Below are 16,819 nucleotides of genomic sequence, written 5' to 3'. Positions count from 1 at the left end.
AAAAAGTATCAACCGGGGAGCTGATACAAAGGAGTGTAAAAGTGGCGTACGACCGCCCATATTGTGGTTTACCACATTCCCTACTGCGGCTTGATCCAGGACAATTCTTGCTGGCGATCGAGATCATAAAAATGGAGATGATGTGAAAAAAGCAGTACTGATGATCTTGCTATGCGGCTGGTTAAGCCCGGCCTGGGCGGGGCAATGGACCATCGCCGTGCTGGCATTACGCGGCGATACACATGCCCTGGCCCAATGGCAGCCGTTAATTAACCATCTCAATCGTCAGTTCCCAGACGAAAGCTTTCAACTGTTGCCGCTGAACCTGGCCGATATGGGGGAAGCCGTCAGCAACGGCCAGGTCGATTTTCTGCTCACCAACCCGGCGCAGTATATTCAGTTGGACAATAGTTACCCGTTACGCTGGTTGGTCTCCTTACGCTCCAGCCAAAATCAGCAGAACGCCTCAAACAACGTGATAGGCAGCGTGGTATTGGTACGCCGCGATAGCCCTGTGACCGAGGCTAATCAGCTCACTGGTAAAAAAGTGGGCGCGGTCTCCCCTGACGCGTTTGGCGGCTATCTGCTGGGCTATAAGGAGCTGCTGGCCGCCGGCATACATCCGGAAAAAGATCTGCAACTGCACTTCAGCGGTTATCCCGTGGACGCCCTGCTTTATCTGTTGCGCGATCGGGCGCTGGATGCGGCCATAGTGCCGGTTTGCCTGTTGGAAGAGATGGAGAAAGAGGGATTACTCAAAGCCGATGATTACCGTGCCCTGCTGGCCAAACCCAGCACACAGCCCTGCCTGACCAGCAGCGTGCTTTATCCCAACTGGTCGTTTGCCGCCTTGAACCACGTGCCCGATCCCCTGGTCGATGAGCTGACCCGCCAGTTGTTGCAAGTGGATACCCCAGGTCTCCCTGCCTGGGGCGCTCCCGCCTCATCCCGCCAGGTAGATCAATTGCTGCGCGATCTGGATCGCCATCCTGCACAGCGTTCACTCTGGCAAGAGATACACAGTTGGGCATTGCAACATCTGCTCCTGCTTGGCACGATCGCCGGAGGCATGTTACTGCTTGGCGCTAACCATCTGTGGATCGGCCACCTGGTCCGCCTGCGTGGGCGCGAGCTAGAACAAATGCATCTGACGCTGCGGGCCAGAGAAGCAGCGCTAGCCCGGGCGCAACGCCTCAGCACCCTGGGTGAGATGGCTTCCGGTTTCGCTCACGAACTTAACCAGCCTCTGGCGGCTATTCGCCACTACGCCGAAGGTTGCCGTATTCGCCTTGAGCGCAGCGATCCGCAGCACGAGCTGTTGCCGATCCTCGAACAGATTGGCCAACAGGCGCAGCGAGGGGCAGAAACCATCGTCAATCTGCGCCAATGGGTCAGCAAAACGCCACACCATGAAAGCGCACAATGGCTAACGCTGCGCCCCCTGGTGGAAAATGTCATCAAGCTGATGCGCATCGAACAGCATTACCCTCAGTGCCGGCTGGCCATCATCATCGCCCCGAAAAGCCAGTTGTATAGCCAGGCCACGCTGTTGGAGCAGGTGCTAACCAACTTGTTAAACAACAGCCTGCAGGCCGGTTCCCAGCAGATCACCCTGCGGCTGGAAACCGATGGCGATCGGCAGACGCTAATACTGGAAGACGATGGCGGCGGCCTCAGCGCCGAACAGTTAGCACAGCCGTTCGTGCCTTTTCGCAGCACTAAATCGGAAGGACTTGGCCTGGGGCTGGTGATCTGCCAGCGGCTGCTAAGGAGCCAGCAGGGGGAACTGACGCTGGAAAATTATTCGATTTCGCCACAACGGCAGGGGCTACGCGTTACCCTGCTCTTCCCTGAGATCAAAAAGGAAACACGCCATGGCGCTGATACATCTGGTTGATGACGATCTGGCGGTCACCGACGCCAGCCGCTTTTTACTCGAAGGGCTGGACTATCGGGTGAAGATCTGGAACGACAGCCAAAACTTTATCGACCAAGTCGACCCTTACCAATGCGGCGTCGTGATGCTGGATATTCGCATGCCAGGGATCGATGGGCAGCAAATCCATCAGCGGCTACGCGAGCGGGAAAGTACGCTGGCGGTGGTGATCGTAACCGGTCATGGCGATATCGCTATGGCGGTAGCAGAGATGAAATTGGGGGCGTTGGATTTCCTGCAAAAGCCGATTGCTACCGCACCGCTGATCGCCGCGTTGGAACGCGGGATCGCCCATTCTCAACGCCAAGTGGAGCGCTACCAGTTGCAGCAGCGTTTCAGTACGCTGACCTCACGCGAGCGTGATATCGCCAGCGCCGTTGCCGCCGGTATGACCAACAAGGCCATCGCCGATCGTTACTTCGTCGCCGTACGCACCGTAGAGGTACACCGTTCTAAAGTGATGGAGAAGATGCAGGCCACCAGCCTGGCGGAGTTGGTGAGCTCGCTGAACCTGCTGGCGGCACAGGAGCAAAAAAAATGCCGGTCAGCGTAAACTGACCGGCATCTGGTTCAGACGGTGCGTGGCTTATTCAGCCGCACACCGGGCAATCACGGCAGGATCGAAGGCTGATCGGCGCCCTCTTTCTCCACTTTCTGCTGCAGCATGTGTTCGCGTTTCATACCCAGTTTCAACGCCAGCGCAGAGGCGACGTAGATAGAAGATATGGTACCGATAGACACACCGATCAGCATGGTCAGTGAGAAGCCCTGCAGCATCGCGCCGCCGAAGATGTACAGCATCAGAACCACCATCAACGTCGTGGCGGAGGTCATGATGGTACGGCTCAGCGTCTGCGTCAGCGAGACGTTCATGATTTCATAAGGCGTACCGCGACGGATCTTGCGGAAGTTCTCACGAATACGGTCAGATACCACGATACTGTCGTTCAGCGAGTAACCGATCACCGACATCAAGGATGCCACGATGGTCAGGTCAATCTCGATATGGAACAGCGACAGCACACCCATGGTGATGACCACGTCGTGCGCCAGGGCGATAACGGCCCCCGCGGCCAAACGCCATTCAAAACGGAAGCCCACGTAAATCAGGATACAGATCAACGCCACCAGCAGCGCCATGCCGCCGGTTTGTGCCAGTTCTGCCCCTACGCTCGGGCCAACGAATTCAATACGCTTGACGGACGCATTCTTATCGACCGATTCGTTGATCACGCCAATAACTTTGTTACCCAGTTCCTGGCCAGCGGTACCGACCGCCGGTGGCATACGCACCATCACGTCACGGCTGCTGCCAAAGTTCTGGATAATCGGGTCCTGGAACCCGGCTTTTTCCAACGTATCGCGCATCAGGTCCAGATTCGCGGGTTGTTCCAGAGTAATTTCAATCACCGTACCACCGGTGAAATCCAGACCCCAGTTAAACCCACGCACGGACATGGTGGCGATCGACGCTACCAACAGCACCAAAGAGATGCCGAAGGCCACGTAATCCCAGCGCATAAAGTCATAGACTTTACGGCCGTAGTTGAGTTGTTCAACAGTATAATCCTGTGCCACAACGCACTCCTCAGATAGACAGCTTGTTAATGCGCTTGCCGCCGTAAAGCAGGTTGACGATGGCACGGGTACCGACAATCGCGGTGAACATGGACGTCGCCACACCGATTGCGGTGGTAATTGCAAAGCCCTTGATCGAACCGGTACCGACTGCGTACAGAATGATCGCGGTGATCAACGTCGTGACGTTGGCATCAACGATACTGGAGAACGCGCCTTTATAGCCCTCATGGATCGCCTGCTGAATGGATCGTCCATTCTTCAGTTCCTCCTTGATACGTTCGTTTATCAGTACGTTGGCGTCAACCGCCACCGCTAGCGTCAGCACGATCCCGGCAATCCCCGGCATGGTTAGCGTCGCCCCTGGTAGCAGAGACATTACGCCAACGATCAGCACCAGGTTAGCCATCAGCGCGGTAGAAGCGATCAGACCAAACTTGCGATACCAGACCACCATAAAGACGATCGAAGCCACCAGGCCCCACAGGCAAGCTTCCAGGCCCTGGGTGATGTTCTGTTGCCCCAAGGTTGGACCAATGGTCCGCTCTTCCACGATCTGGATAGGCGCAATCAACGCACCGGCACGCAGCAGCAGCGACAGCTGACGTGCTTCGTTCGGGTTGCTGATACCGGTGATACGGAAGCTGTTACCCAGACGTGACTGAATATTCGCCACGTTGATCACTTCTTCCTGCTTCACCAGCACGGAACGGCCGTTGGCATCTTTCTTGCCGCTGTCTTTATACTCCACGAACAGCGTTGCCATTGGCTTGCCAATGCTGTCTTTGGTGAAGTTGGACATGGCAGTACCACCAGCGCTGTCCAGCGAGATATTGACCTGCGGCTGGTTGTACTCATCGGTGCTGGAGGTGGAGTCTGTAATGTGGTCACCGGTCAGGATCACACGCTTGTACAGCACAACCGGTTGGCCTTCACGGGTGTATTTCACCTCGGAGTCACCCGGCACACGGCCATTGGCCGCAGCGGTCGCATCCGCGTTGGTATTCACCAGACGGAATTCCAGCGTAGCGGTCGCACCCAAAATTTCTTTGGCGCGCGCCGTATCCTGGATACCTGGCAACTCAACGACGATACGATCGGCACCCTGGCGCTGTACCAACGGTTCGGCAACGCCGAGCTGGTTGACACGATTACGCAGGATGGTGATGTTCTGCTGCACCGCATACTCACGTGCTTCGCTCAGGCGAGCGTCGGTCATCGTTGCTTTCAGGGTGTTGCTGCCGTTGGCAGAAAGCACCAGATCGCGCTGACGTGGCGTCATGTAGCTGATGGCCTGGTCGCGAGCGGCGTTGTCACGGAAGCGAACTTCCACGCCGTTGTTGTCCAACTTGCGGATCGCAGCGTAAGGAATGCCCTTTTCACGCAGCTCGCTGCGCAGGGTATCCATAGTTTGTTCTTGCAACTTGCTCAGCGCGGTGTCCATGTCGACTTCCATCAGGAAGTGCACACCACCACGTAAATCCAGACCCAGCTTCATCGGCTCGGCGTTGAGCATCGCCAGCCAGGCAGGCGTTGCCGGGGCGAGGTTCAATGCGACGACATATTTGTCACCCAGTTCAGCCATCAAGACTTCACGGGCGCGCAGCTGAACGTCAGGATCTTTAAAGCGAGCCAGGATGGCACCGTTTTCCAGCGCAATCGACTTGCTCGCAATATTGTCTTTTTCTAATACAGTACGGACTTGGTCCAGCGTAGTTTCACTGGCGGCGACTCCGCGCGCGCCAGTGATCTGTACGGCCGGATCCTCTCCGTAAATGTTGGGAAGCGCATATAGCAGTCCGACGAGGATCACTACGATCAGCATCAGATACTTCCACAGAGGATAACGGTTTAGCACGGCAGTTCCCTTAGGGAAAACAAAATTACAGGGCCTTCATAGTACCTTTCGGCAGAACGGCCGCCACGAAGTCACGCTTGATCATCACTTCCGTGGTGTCATTCAGCGCGATGGCAATAATACCGGTATCTGCCACTTTAGTGACACGGCCAATCAGGCCACCGGTGGTCAACACTTCATCACCCTTGCCGATGGAGTCCATCAGTTTTTTGTGCTCTTTAGCACGTTTCTGCTGTGGGCGCAGGATCATGAAATAGAAGATCAGACCAAACACCACCAGCATAATGATCAAAGAGTACGGGCTACCCTGAGACGGAGCCCCTGCTGCTGCCACTGCATCGGAAATGAAAAAGCTCATTAAAATTCCCTCATTAAATTTTCAATTATTAATTCAAGCGTTTAAAGGTGGTATCGGTTTGCCGATCCGACCATAAAAATCCGCCACAAACAGCTCTAATTTACCCTCTTCAATGGCCTGGCGTAAACCCGCCATCAAACGTTGGTAATAGCGCAAGTTATGGATGGTGTTCAATCGGGCACCGAGAATCTCGTTGCAGCGATCGAGATGATGCAAATAGGCACGACTATAATGGCGACAAGTATAGCAATCGCACTCACTGTCCAGCGTGGAAGTATCATCCTTGTGCTTGGCATTACGGATTTTTACCACACCGTCCGTCACGAACAAATGGCCGTTACGGGCATTACGCGTTGGCATCACGCAGTCGAACATGTCGATACCGCGACGCACGCCTTCAACCAGATCTTCCGGCTTGCCAACTCCCATCAGATAGCGTGGCTTATCTTCTGGAATCTGTGGGCAAACGTGTTCAAGAATGCGATGCATATCCTCTTTTGGCTCACCTACCGCCAAACCGCCCACAGCGTAACCATCAAAGCCGATCTCCACCAGCCCTTTTACCGATACATCACGTAAATCTTCGTAAACACCGCCTTGGATAATACCGAATAACGCATTGTTGTTATTCAGTTCATCAAAACGCTGGCGGCTGCGCTGCGCCCAACGCAGAGACATTTCCATCGAACGCTTGGCATAGTCCCAATCCGCCGGGTAAGGCGTACATTCGTCGAAAATCATCACGATGTCAGACCCCAGATCGTACTGGATCTCCATCGATTTTTCCGGGCTGAGGAACACTTTATCGCCGTTGATCGGGTTACGGAAATAAACGCCTTCCTCTTTAATCTTGCGCATTGCCCCCAGGCTGAACACCTGGAAACCACCGGAGTCAGTCAGGATCGGCCCGTGCCACTGCATAAAGTCATGCAGATCGCCGTGCAGCTTCATGATCTCCTGCCCTGGGCGCAGCCACAGGTGGAAGGTGTTACCCAACAGGATCTGCGCACCGGTATCTTTCACTTCTTCCGGCGTCATGCCTTTGACCGTGCCATAGGTGCCCACCGGCATAAAGGCCGGGGTTTCCACTACGCCACGCTCAAAGACCAGGCGGCCGCGACGAGCACGGCCATCGGTTGTCTGTAATTCGTACTTCACAAAACCTCCAGCATCAGAGAAACAGTCTGATGTTTGACAAAATTGGGTGCATCATAACAACGCTGTAAGCCGCGACACAAGCCAACCCGCAAAATGTCCGTATGCAAAATTTGGTGATTTTTCCTTTATTGTACCAACTTTTCTATCCCCCCCTCTCATATCTCCACCTAAAACCTTCAATCCCTCCCACACTCAGTCTCCCTGCCTGGTTGTCACATCTTCAACTCTTCTATCAGTACGGGCTCCTCGGCTGAGGTTAGTTCGGGAATAGTTTGCAGCTCAGTCGCTTCTAGCTCAGCATCCAGAGCATACTTGTGGCTCAGGCTTTCTATCTCAGGCCGCAACTGATAAAATACTGGTAAAGAAAAGCACTCAACCTCACTAGAGCGCTATATTGATGGTTATAAAAAATAGGCAATAATTAATGGTGCATGTATCTCTATCTTTCAAAAAATCTCACCACATAAACCAATATCTTTATGGTTTTATGATGCTCCATAAAAAAGGAATGTTGCATATAGATTCAATCGATAAAAACGATCGTTATTCAGATAAAATACTACGGGCTACTATTGATGGTGTGAATTTCATATATGATGGCCATGATGGAGATCAAATCGACAGGGGTTTTTTCTCACTGATGGATTATGAATGGTGTGACGTCTATTATAAAAGAAGTTACTCACCACAGTTAGGCCATCTATATGAAAAGTGCAAACCTATTGGGTTTAACTACAACATCATCCCTGATTACTCAAAAATTGACTGGCTCAATAATAGCTTTAAACGCTTTGTTGGCAAGGGGATCATACGTCATAGCGATCTAGAGTGTTTGCCAAAACCTTTCAAAAAACCTAGAATCTTATTCCTAACGGGCCTTTGGGATCCTTGTGAAGATTTATCAACAGCTGAAGAGATTGATAATATAAACAAGACCAGACTCCTCATATTGGACACGCTATCCAATAAATATAAAAAAATTGCAACCTTCGGCGTAGGCGAAACACCTTTCACGAGAAAGATTGCGAGTAAGTATATAATCCATCAAAAAATGGTAAAACGCGCCAACTTCATAAAGGCGATAAAAGAACATGACATTTGCATAACTTCAAATGGTCTTCACTTCTCCACTGGTTGGCGATTTGCAGAGTACATTTCAGCATCACGAGCTATAATATCAGAAGAACTGAAATATTCGAGCGTAGGTAACTTCAATAAAAATATAAATTACCTACCATTCTCATGCGAGGAAACATTAGAATCTTCTATTGAAGAACTATTGGACATAAAAAGAAGAAAATCCGTAATGTTAAACAATTACATTTACTATCATAATAGCCTACGCCCGGATTCTCTTATATTGAACTCAATAGTCAACACCTGTCTATAATAGCAGGCGTTGTACTCATACCAATGCGACTGAGTAATACGCCATAACGTTCCCAAGCATCAAGCTTGATTTCTCTTCATCAGTCGCCATAAAAACAGGGCCACGCAGTGTGCGTAACCCGGGAATTTATTCCCCGACGGATTCGCTTTCCGCCAGTGGATTACGGCTGATAAACATCGCATCGCCGTAGCTGAAGAAACGGTACTGCTCGGCCACTGCCTGATGATAGGCGTTCATGGTGTTTTTATAGCCAGCAAACGCCGAAACCAGCATGATCAGAGTGGATTCCGGCAGGTGGAAGTTGGTTACCAGCGCATCGATCACCTGATAGTGATATCCCGGATAGATAAAGATGCTGGTGTCGCCGAAGAAAGGCGCAATCAGCGCATCCTGGCAGGCATTGGCCGCGCTTTCCAGCGAACGTACCGAAGTGGTGCCCACGGCAACCACCCTTTTGCCCCGCGCCTTACAGGCTAATACCGCATCCACCACATCCTGCGGCACTTCGGCGTATTCCGCATGCATCACATGCTCTTCAATGGTTTCTACCCGCACTGGCTGGAAGGTGCCAGCGCCAACGTGCAAGGTGACAAACGCCATCTCTATGCCCTTGGCGCGCAGCGCAGCCAACAGTGGCTCATCAAAATGCAGGCCCGCCGTCGGGGCCGCTACGGCACCCGGCTTTTCGCTGTAGACGGTCTGATACAGCTCGCGGTCGGCGTCTTCATCCGGGCGATCGATATACGGCGGCAGCGGCATATGGCCCACCGCGTTGAGGATGGTGAACACGTCACGATCGTCGTTAAAGCGCAGTTCAAACAGCGTGTCATGGCGCGCGACCATGGTAGCGGCAATGCTTTCGTCATCGCCAAGCAGCAGTTCGGTGCCCGGCTTGGGGGATTTGGAGGCACGTACATGGGCCAGCACCCGATGATCGTCCAACACCCGCTCGACCAACACTTCTATCTTGCCGCCGCTGACCTTGCGGCCAAACAGGCGCGCAGGGATCACGCGGGTATTGTTGAACACCAGCAGATCGCCCGCCTCCAGGTTATCCAGCAGATCGGTGAACACGCCGTGCGTCAGGCCTCCGCTTGGCCCGTCCAGCTGCAGCAAACGGCAACCGCTGCGCTCAGGCTGTGGATAGCGGGCAATCAAAGACTCGGGGAGCTCAAAAGAAAAATCGGCGACGCGCATGGGTATTCACTTCTTCAGCTAGCTAATTGGGAAAAAACAGGCGGTACAGTCTAAAGCCGCGGGCGACAAGCAGCAAGGAATAAGGAGGAATTGCATGACTTGGGTTATAGTTGGCAGATGAATTTTCTCGCTCATCTCCATTTGGCCCAGCTTGCGGAAAGCTCGCTGCTTGGCAACCTGCTCGCCGATTTCGTGCGCGGCAACCCCGCAGGTGATTACGATCCGGCGGTAGTGGCTGGCATCATGATGCATCGGCGCGTCGATGTTTTGACCGATATCCAGCCGGAAGTCAAAGCCTGCCGCGACTATTTCAGCCCGCAATACCGCCGCGTCGCCCCCATTACGCTCGACGTGGTCTGGGATCACTTTCTGGCTCGCCACTGGCAACAGCTTGAGCCAACCTGCAGCTTGCACTCCTTCACCCAGCAGGCTCGCAGCGTGATTGTGCCGCATCTGCCGCAGACGCCGCAGCGTTTCCAGAACCTGAACAGCTATCTTTGGCCCGAACGCTGGCTGGAGCGTTACGCCGAGCTGCCGTTTATCGGCGATGTATTGGCAGGCATGGCTAGCCGCCGCCCACGGCTGGCCGCATTGGCTGGCTCCTTTGCCGACGTGGAACGCCAGTATCATCAGCTTGAAACACAGTTCTGGCAGTTTTATCCCCGTATGATGGAACAGGCCAGAAACAAGTCATTGTGATCGCCGGATAAAAAGCCCTATTACTCATTCAGTTAACGGAATGTGGCTTTTTGTCCTTGCCCTTTTGTACGAAAAGGTTATTTTGAAAGACTGCTGGATTTATTCTCTCGGTTTGATAGGTGGAAGCTATCTCATTGATTGGTCTTTCACCCTTCCCTCACCGAGTGGTGGCCCTTATACTGGCCCCTGCTTTTACATCAACCCATTGAACTACTATTACAGGAGTAATTATGGTCCTGGTAACTCGTCAAGCCCCTGACTTCACCGCTGCAGCCGTTTTAGGCAATGGCGAAATCGTAGAAAACTTCAACCTGAAGAAGCACCTGAACGGCAAACCAGCCGTACTGTTCTTCTGGCCGATGGACTTCACCTTCGTATGTCCTTCTGAGCTGATCGCTTTCGATCACCGCTATGAAGAGTTCCAGAAGCGCGGCGTTGAAGTTGTAGGCGTTTCCTTCGACTCAGAATTCGTCCATAACGCATGGCGTAAAACCCCTGTCGACAAAGGCGGCATCGGTGAAGTGAAATACGCAATGGTTGCTGACGTTAAGCGCGAAATTCAGAAAGCTTACGGCATCGAACACCCAGAAGCGGGCGTTGCCCTGCGTGGTTCTTTCCTGATCGACAAGAACGGCATTGTGCGTTCTCAGATCGTGAACGACCTGCCAATCGGCCGTAACATCGACGAAATGATCCGTACCGTTGACGCGCTGCAATTCCACGAAGAGCACGGCGAAGTGTGCCCAGCTCAGTGGGAAAAAGGCAAAGCAGGTATGGGCGCATCTCCAGACGGTGTAGCTAAATACCTGTCTGAGAACGCTTCCAAGCTGTAATTTCAGCCTGTAAGTGTCAGAACCGGTCAGCCCTGCTGGCCGGTTTTTTTTATGCCCAAAATCGGTGCGACCGCCCCCCTTCAGTGCAATATTCCCCTGTTTCGCTTCACATTTTTCACTCCTCCTACCGTCGTATTCCCTATCCATAGCTACTCTTCATAGGTTGGCCTGCGCTTTGCAGCACCTGCGGGACAAATAAAAACACAGGGATCAACACAGGAGTCGTTATGTTTTTGCAAAAGTGGAGTCAACCGCTGACCTTGGCAGCCTTGCTGGTCAGCAGCCAGCTGTATGCAGCCTCTAACCCAGCGGTGGAAGCGCAAAATGGCATGGTGGTCACCTCGCAGCATCTGGCCTCACAGGTCGGCGTAGATATTCTCAAGATGGGGGGCAACGCGGTGGATGCGGCGGTCGCGGTCGGCTATGCCCAAGCGGTGGTTAACCCCTGCTGCGGCAATATCGGCGGTGGCGGTTTCATGACCCTGCACCTGGCCGATGGCACCGATACCTTTATCAACTTCCGTGAAACCGCTCCGGCGGCGGCCAGTGCCGATATGTATCTGGATGCGCAAGGCAAGGTGAAAAAAGACGCCAGCCTATATGGTTATCTGGCCGCTGGCGTGCCGGGAACGGTGCTGGGAATGGAGACCGCGCGTAAAAAGTACGGCAAGCTGAGCCGCGAGCAGGTGATGGAACCGGCCATCAGGCTGGCCCGTGAGGGCTTTATCCTGACGCGAGCCGATACCGATATTCTCGACACCACCGTCGCACGCTTCAAGCAAGACCCGGAATCGGCCAAAATCTTCCTGCGTAAAGACGGTTCTGCGCTACAACCGGGCGATCGCCTAGTGCAAACCGACTTGGCTAACACGCTGGAAGCCATCGCCAAAGAAGGTCCCTCCGCATTCTATCAGGGCAAAATCCCACAGGCGGTTGAAGCAGCCGCCAAACAAGGGGGAGGCATCCTCACCGCCGCCGATTTCGCCAACTACAAAGTGACCGAGGCTACGCCGATCACCTGTAGCTATCGCGGTTATAAATTCGTCTCTGCGCCACCACCTAGCTCCGGTGGCGTCACGCTGTGCGAGATCCTCAATATCGTTGAGGGCTACGATCTGAAAAGCATGGGCTTTAACTCGGCTGCGACGATCCACACCATGACCGAGGCGATGCGCCATGCCTATATGGACCGCAATACCTATCTCGGCGACCCCGAGTTTATCAAGAATCCGATAGATCGGCTGGTGAGCAAAAGCTACGCCGATGAGATCCGTAAGAAAATCGTCGCCAATCAGGCTACGCCTTCTGTCAATGTACAACCGGGGATGGAGCCGCACGAAAAACCGGAAACCACCCATTATTCGATTGTCGATCATGAAGGGAATGCGGTGTCGACCACCTATACCGTCAACGGCCGTTTTGGCGCCGTGGTGATCGCACCGGGCACCGGCTTCTTCCTCAACGATGAAATGGATGATTTTACCGTCAAGGTCGGTGAGAAGAACCTCTATGGCCTGGTGCAGGGAACGGCCAACGCCATCGCCCCCGGTAAGCGCCCACTATCCTCCATGAGCCCTACGCTGGTGACCAAAGACAACAAAATCTTTATGGTGCTCGGCTCGCCAGGCGGTTCACGCATCATTACCATCACGCTGCAAACCGCGCTGAACGTGATCGATCATGGCATGGCCCCGCAGGAAGCAGTGGATGCCCCGAGGATCCATCATCAATGGTTGCCGGATGAGGTCTATTACGAACAGCGCGGTGTCTCTGCCGATACGATGAGAATCCTCAAGGAGATGGGCTACAAGATGGTTGAGCAAACCCCTTGGGGCGCTGCGGAACTGATTCTGGTGGGATTACCGGGTGCAGCGGGTGTCAGCCCGGCCAACTCGGGTAATGACTCTGCCGTTTCTGGACGCGTACGTGAGGGCTACCTGTACGGAGCCAACGACGTACGCCGCCCGGCAGGATCTGCTGTAGGGTATTAACGAGACTGCTGACAAACGTCACCGACTCACACTGTAAGGGCGCAGCATGCGGCGCCCCTACCTATTCAGCAACATTGCCGGGCATCACCCACGTAACCGCCACACGCTGGCCGACTCGGCCGCTAGCTGCAACCGCAGGCCACCTTCCTGTGCAACCCGTTCGCCTTCCCCTTCCACAAGCTGCCATTTCCCCTCTCGCAACAGCGGGCTATAAGGCAGTTCGACCTCTCCACTACCGCTGCGCTGCAACGCCACCAGTACCTGCTCCCGCTGGTAAGTACGCACAAACACCAGCGTCTCCCCCTGCGCATACAGCACCTGGCAGCCGCCACGGCGTAGCGCCTTGCTCTGCTTACGCAGTGCCGTCAGGCGGCTGAACAAGGCCAACAGTGGCCGATCCCATTGGCTTTCGTCCCAAGGGAACGTCTTGCGGCAGAAGGGATCGTTGCCGCCATCCAGACCAATCTCATCGCCGTAATACAGGCAAGGTACGCCAATCCACGCCAGCAGCCACACCGCCGCCATCTGCATCCGGCGCGGATTGTTATCCAGCAAGGTCAAGAAACGCGCCGTGTCATGGCTATCCAACTGATTGAACTGGATCAGTTGGCGGTTATGGGGCAATCCGGCCCGGTAACCGTCCATCCAGTTCGCACAGTCTGCCGCATCCAGCAGCACCGGGTGATAAGCCACATCGACACCGGCCAGAAACGCCCTAACCGGCAAGGCAAAACCCATATAGTTCATGGCCGCGTCTTCCACCCCGGCATGCAGCCAGCGGCGCGCGTCGCCAAAATGTTCACCCAGCACATAGGCATCTGGGTTCTCTTGCTTGATTGCCTGATACATTCCGGCCAGGTGATGTAGATTCCCCGCTGCACCGCCGTTTTCCCCCAGCATATGCACCACGTCCAACCGCCAGCCGTCGATGCTGTACGGTGGGCGTAACCAATGGCGTACCACGCTGTTGTCCGCCCGATAAATGGTATCGACCACCTGCGGTTCGGCAAAGTTGAGCTTGGGCAGATTGGTATTGCCCTTCCAGCTCAGCACGTTACCGTCTGGATAGAAGTTGAACCAGCCGCGATAAGGCGAATCGGGATGATGGCACGCGCCACCCTCTGCCTGTTGATAACGATCGAACCACGGATGGGAGTCGCCGGTATGGTTAAATACGCCGTCCAGCACCAGTTTCATTCCCACCTTGTGAGTGCTTACTCGCAAACGCAGCAAGGCGTCGTTACCGCCAAAGTAGGGATCGACCTGATAGTAATCTTCGGTATCGTACTTATGGACGCTGGGTGAGGTGAAAATCGGGTTCAGATACAGGGCGGTGACGCCAAGCCGCTGCAAGTAGGGCAGCTTCTCGCTGATGCCATCCAGATCGCCACCATAGAAAGTCGAAGCAGCGTGCTCATCCTCAAGCGGATGTTGCCAGTCACGACGTATCACATCACTTCCGGCGGCATGATGGTGATAACTGCCACTCTGGATGCCATGTTCCCCGCCGCTGCTGGCAAAGCGATCGGGGAAAATCTGATAAAACACCTGATCGGCCACCCAGCCTGGGCTGCTATCTGGCTCATCCACGGCAAACTGTGCCAGCTGCCCCGGCGGGGTCAGCGACCAGCCCTGCGGGCCAAACCACTGCTGACGATCGGCCCACAGCAGTTTAAAACAGTAGCGCCGTACCGGTTCCCCTTCGTGCAGCGTCAGGCTGGCCTGATAGCGCCACAGCCCCTCTACTGCCTTCGGCTTCATGATCAGCAACCACTCTTCATTGTCCGGCTCGACGCGTAGAAAAACCTGTTCAGGCAACTCATCACTTTGTAACCACAAAGCGATTTCCAGACGCTGCCCCTTATTCACCACGAAAGGTGGAACCGGCTGATGCCAGGCATTTAGCATGAATTTTCTCCTGATGTAGCAAACCAAATCGACGACGAATGCAATGCCACGCACCATGCCACGTTGAGCACCGTTCTCCCTCCTCTCTCAGTGATAAACTCGGGGATGAGCCGAGGGGTGGAGATGCTGATTTACAATGTAAAAGTGGGTAAACAGACACATATCATGCCCGATAACCTTTAGGCTAACGGGTTTTAGATTTATTGGATGTTTTTTAAGTACTTTGGAGGGAGCGAGCATGCAACAACAAATAAGGCAATGGCTGGAAAGTATTGGGCTGGAATTCACCGACATGATGTCACTGGCAATGGTGCTTGGGCTGATTGCACTGATTTCCGTGGTGATCCATCTGGTGCTGCACCGCGTGGTGCTGACGGCTATCCAGCGCCGTGGCCAGCACTCACAACGTCTCTGGCAGCAGGCTATCACCCAACATAAACTCTTCCAGCGTGCCGCCCTACTGCTGCAAGGGGTGATCATCAACGTGCAGGCGGTGCTGTGGCTGCATAATGGCAGCCAGACTCAGGCAATTATCGTTACGGCGGCGCAGGTGTGGATCCTGTTATTCTCCCTGCTGACGTTGTTCTCACTGCTCGACACGCTGTTGACTCTGATGCGCCAAAGCCCGCTTGCCAATCAGCTCCCGCTGCGTGGCATCTTCCAGGGGGTGAAACTGGTCGCCGCCATTTTCATCGGCATCATGATCATCTCACTGCTGATGGGCCGTTCACCGCTGCTGTTACTCAGCGGTTTGGGTGCCATGACGGCCGTCTTGATGTTGGTGTTTAAAGATCCCATTCTCGGCCTGGTCGCCGGGATCCAGCTTTCCGCCAACGATATGTTGAAAATCGGCGATTGGCTGGAGATGCCTAAATACGGTGCCGACGGCGCGGTCACCGATATCGGCCTGACCACGGTCAAGGTCAGAAACTGGGACAACACCGTCACCACCATTCCCACCTACGCGCTGATCTCAGATTCGTTCAAGAACTGGCGTTCGATGTCTGAATCCGGTGGCCGCCGCATCAAGCGCAGCATCAATATCGACACCACCAGCGTCCACTTCCTGACGTCAGAGGAGCAAGAACGCCTCAATCGCAACCCCCTGTTGCAACGCTATCTGAACGATAAAACCCAGGAGCTGGGTAAGTACAACCAGCAGAGCGAGGTGGATCTCAGCTCGCCGCTCAACGGCCGCCGCCTGACCAACGTTGGTACTTTGCGCGCCTATCTGGTGGCTTATTTACGTTCGCACCCGGGGATCCACCAGAATATGACGCTGATGGTGCGCCAATTGGCCCCAACGCCGGAAGGGTTACCGCTGGAGATTTACGCCTTTACCAACACCACGGTGTGGGCAGAGTACGAAGGAATTCAATCGGATATCTTCGATCATCTGCTGGCGGTGATCGGTGAATTCGATCTGCGCATCCATCAGACGCCAAGCAGCAACGACATGCGCAGCATGCTGGCAAACCTGCAGCCCGCGCCCAACAATCCCTAACGTAACCTGACGAAATTATTTCTGTTGGTAATTATCTTCAACCGATTGCCAACAGATATCTCCTCTGACTTTCTTTCTGCCGCCGAATGGCTATTAATACGCACACGTCATTTTATCGTTCGGAGCAGGCATCTTGTTAACATCGTCAAAACACCGTCTGATTACCCTATTGGCCACGCTGATGTTTGCTGGCTATCTGCATAGCGCCACGCTAGATGAAAGCCAGATGAGCCGCACATTGCAACCGGCGCTCTGTGCCTTGAGCAGCAGTATGATGGATATTCGTGAAGTACTGGCGCGCTGTGGCCGAGAAGGGAAGGAAGAGCGATTATGCGAAAGTAATCTGGTGATGGAGGTCAGGGCCGCCGGTGATGGCGATACGGAAGAGGAAAACAAATTAATACGGTAG

Annotated in this window: 14 protein-coding genes; 8 read left to right on the top strand and 6 right to left on the bottom strand. The window is 54.1% G+C overall.

Features of this window, described 5'->3' with window-relative positions; translation table 11 throughout:
* Window positions 1–160 precede the first annotated feature (160 nt).
* Together ttrS and ttrR are read left to right on the top strand one after the other, a co-directional pair.
* Entirely contained in the window at window positions 161–1,897 is a 1,737-nt protein-coding gene (ttrS, locus tag WN53_RS14155; RefSeq protein ID WP_046808469.1) for a tetrathionate respiration histidine kinase TtrS, read from the top strand.
* On the top strand, window positions 1,875–2,489 hold the full coding sequence (ttrR, locus tag WN53_RS14150; RefSeq protein WP_024483921.1) for a tetrathionate respiration response regulator TtrR: 615 nt from the start codon (window positions 1,875–1,877) through the stop codon (window positions 2,487–2,489). Before ttrS ends, ttrR begins: the two co-directional genes overlap by 23 nt.
* A gap of 56 nt (window positions 2,490–2,545) precedes the next feature.
* Here ttrR and secF read toward each other — a convergent pair whose 3' ends face one another.
* Genes secF through tgt form a run of 4 tightly spaced genes read right to left on the bottom strand, consistent with a single transcriptional unit; the run spans window position 2,546 to window position 6,888 of the window.
* Entirely contained in the window at window positions 2,546–3,514 is a 969-nt protein-coding gene (gene secF / locus WN53_RS14145; protein WP_024483920.1) for a protein translocase subunit SecF, read from the bottom strand.
* A 10-nt stretch (window positions 3,515–3,524) separates the two neighbouring features.
* On the bottom strand, window positions 3,525–5,372 hold the full coding sequence (gene secD, locus WN53_RS14140) for a protein translocase subunit SecD (RefSeq protein ID WP_024483919.1): 1,848 nt from the start codon (window positions 5,370–5,372) through the stop codon (window positions 3,525–3,527).
* Window positions 5,373–5,397: 25 nt separating this feature from the next.
* A complete protein-coding gene (yajC, locus tag WN53_RS14135) occupies window positions 5,398–5,730 on the bottom strand; it encodes a preprotein translocase subunit YajC (protein WP_021180200.1) in 333 nt (110 codons plus the stop codon).
* A 33-nt stretch (window positions 5,731–5,763) separates the two neighbouring features.
* Complete coding sequence (tgt, locus tag WN53_RS14130) at window positions 5,764–6,888, bottom strand: tRNA guanosine(34) transglycosylase Tgt (RefSeq protein WP_021805505.1); 1,125 nt, start codon at window positions 6,886–6,888, stop codon at window positions 5,764–5,766.
* Between the two features lie 424 nt (window positions 6,889–7,312).
* On the opposite strand from tgt, the gene WN53_RS14125 reads away from it, so the two are divergent.
* Complete coding sequence (locus tag WN53_RS14125; protein WP_024483918.1) at window positions 7,313–8,278, top strand: hypothetical protein; 966 nt, start codon at window positions 7,313–7,315, stop codon at window positions 8,276–8,278.
* 126 nt (window positions 8,279–8,404) lie between these two features.
* On the opposite strand, the gene queA is transcribed toward WN53_RS14125, so the two are convergent.
* A complete protein-coding gene (gene queA, locus WN53_RS14120) occupies window positions 8,405–9,475 on the bottom strand; it encodes a tRNA preQ1(34) S-adenosylmethionine ribosyltransferase-isomerase QueA (RefSeq protein ID WP_021805506.1) in 1,071 nt (356 codons plus the stop codon).
* A 117-nt stretch (window positions 9,476–9,592) separates the two neighbouring features.
* Here queA and WN53_RS14115 point away from each other — a divergent pair, with 117 nt between their 5' ends.
* The 3 genes from WN53_RS14115 (at window position 9,593) to ggt (ending at window position 12,998) form a co-directional block, all read left to right on the top strand.
* A complete protein-coding gene (locus tag WN53_RS14115) occupies window positions 9,593–10,174 on the top strand; it encodes an ACP phosphodiesterase (RefSeq protein ID WP_024483917.1) in 582 nt (193 codons plus the stop codon).
* Window positions 10,175–10,404: 230 nt separating this feature from the next.
* Window positions 10,405–11,007, top strand: a complete 603-nt coding sequence (locus tag WN53_RS14110) for a peroxiredoxin C (RefSeq protein ID WP_024483916.1) — start codon at window positions 10,405–10,407, stop codon at window positions 11,005–11,007.
* 227 nt (window positions 11,008–11,234) lie between these two features.
* Entirely contained in the window at window positions 11,235–12,998 is a 1,764-nt protein-coding gene (ggt, locus tag WN53_RS14105; protein WP_024483915.1) for a gamma-glutamyltransferase, read from the top strand.
* An 84-nt stretch (window positions 12,999–13,082) separates the two neighbouring features.
* On the opposite strand, the gene malZ is transcribed toward ggt, so the two are convergent.
* On the bottom strand, window positions 13,083–14,906 hold the full coding sequence (gene malZ / locus WN53_RS14100; RefSeq protein WP_024483914.1) for a maltodextrin glucosidase: 1,824 nt from the start codon (window positions 14,904–14,906) through the stop codon (window positions 13,083–13,085).
* A gap of 238 nt (window positions 14,907–15,144) precedes the next feature.
* Between malZ and WN53_RS14095 the strand changes: the two genes are divergently transcribed.
* Together WN53_RS14095 and WN53_RS14090 are read left to right on the top strand one after the other, a co-directional pair.
* Entirely contained in the window at window positions 15,145–16,410 is a 1,266-nt protein-coding gene (locus WN53_RS14095) for a mechanosensitive ion channel family protein (RefSeq protein ID WP_024483913.1), read from the top strand.
* A 133-nt stretch (window positions 16,411–16,543) separates the two neighbouring features.
* A complete protein-coding gene (locus tag WN53_RS14090; RefSeq protein ID WP_024483912.1) occupies window positions 16,544–16,819 on the top strand; it encodes a hypothetical protein in 276 nt (91 codons plus the stop codon).

This window comes from Serratia fonticola, from assembly GCF_001006005.1.
Classification (GTDB): domain Bacteria; phylum Pseudomonadota; class Gammaproteobacteria; order Enterobacterales; family Enterobacteriaceae; genus Chania; species Chania fonticola.
This window is presented reverse-complemented; position numbering and strand designations above follow the sequence as displayed.

Coding starts and splice junctions, on each gene's coding strand:
- ttrS (WP_046808469.1), top strand. CDS start 161: ATGATCTTGCTATGCGGCTGGTTAAGCCCGGCCTGGGCGGGGCAATGG.
- ttrR (WP_024483921.1), top strand. CDS start 1,875: ATGGCGCTGATACATCTGGTTGATGACGATCTGGCGGTCACCGACGCC.
- yajC (WP_021180200.1), bottom strand. CDS start 5,730: ATGAGCTTTTTCATTTCCGATGCAGTGGCAGCAGCAGGGGCTCCGTCT.
- WN53_RS14125 (WP_024483918.1), top strand. CDS start 7,313: ATGGTGCATGTATCTCTATCTTTCAAAAAATCTCACCACATAAACCAA.
- queA (WP_021805506.1), bottom strand. CDS start 9,475: ATGCGCGTCGCCGATTTTTCTTTTGAGCTCCCCGAGTCTTTGATTGCC.
- WN53_RS14115 (WP_024483917.1), top strand. CDS start 9,593: ATGAATTTTCTCGCTCATCTCCATTTGGCCCAGCTTGCGGAAAGCTCG.
- WN53_RS14110 (WP_024483916.1), top strand. CDS start 10,405: ATGGTCCTGGTAACTCGTCAAGCCCCTGACTTCACCGCTGCAGCCGTT.
- ggt (WP_024483915.1), top strand. CDS start 11,235: ATGTTTTTGCAAAAGTGGAGTCAACCGCTGACCTTGGCAGCCTTGCTG.
- malZ (WP_024483914.1), bottom strand. CDS start 14,906: ATGCTAAATGCCTGGCATCAGCCGGTTCCACCTTTCGTGGTGAATAAG.
- WN53_RS14095 (WP_024483913.1), top strand. CDS start 15,145: ATGCAACAACAAATAAGGCAATGGCTGGAAAGTATTGGGCTGGAATTC.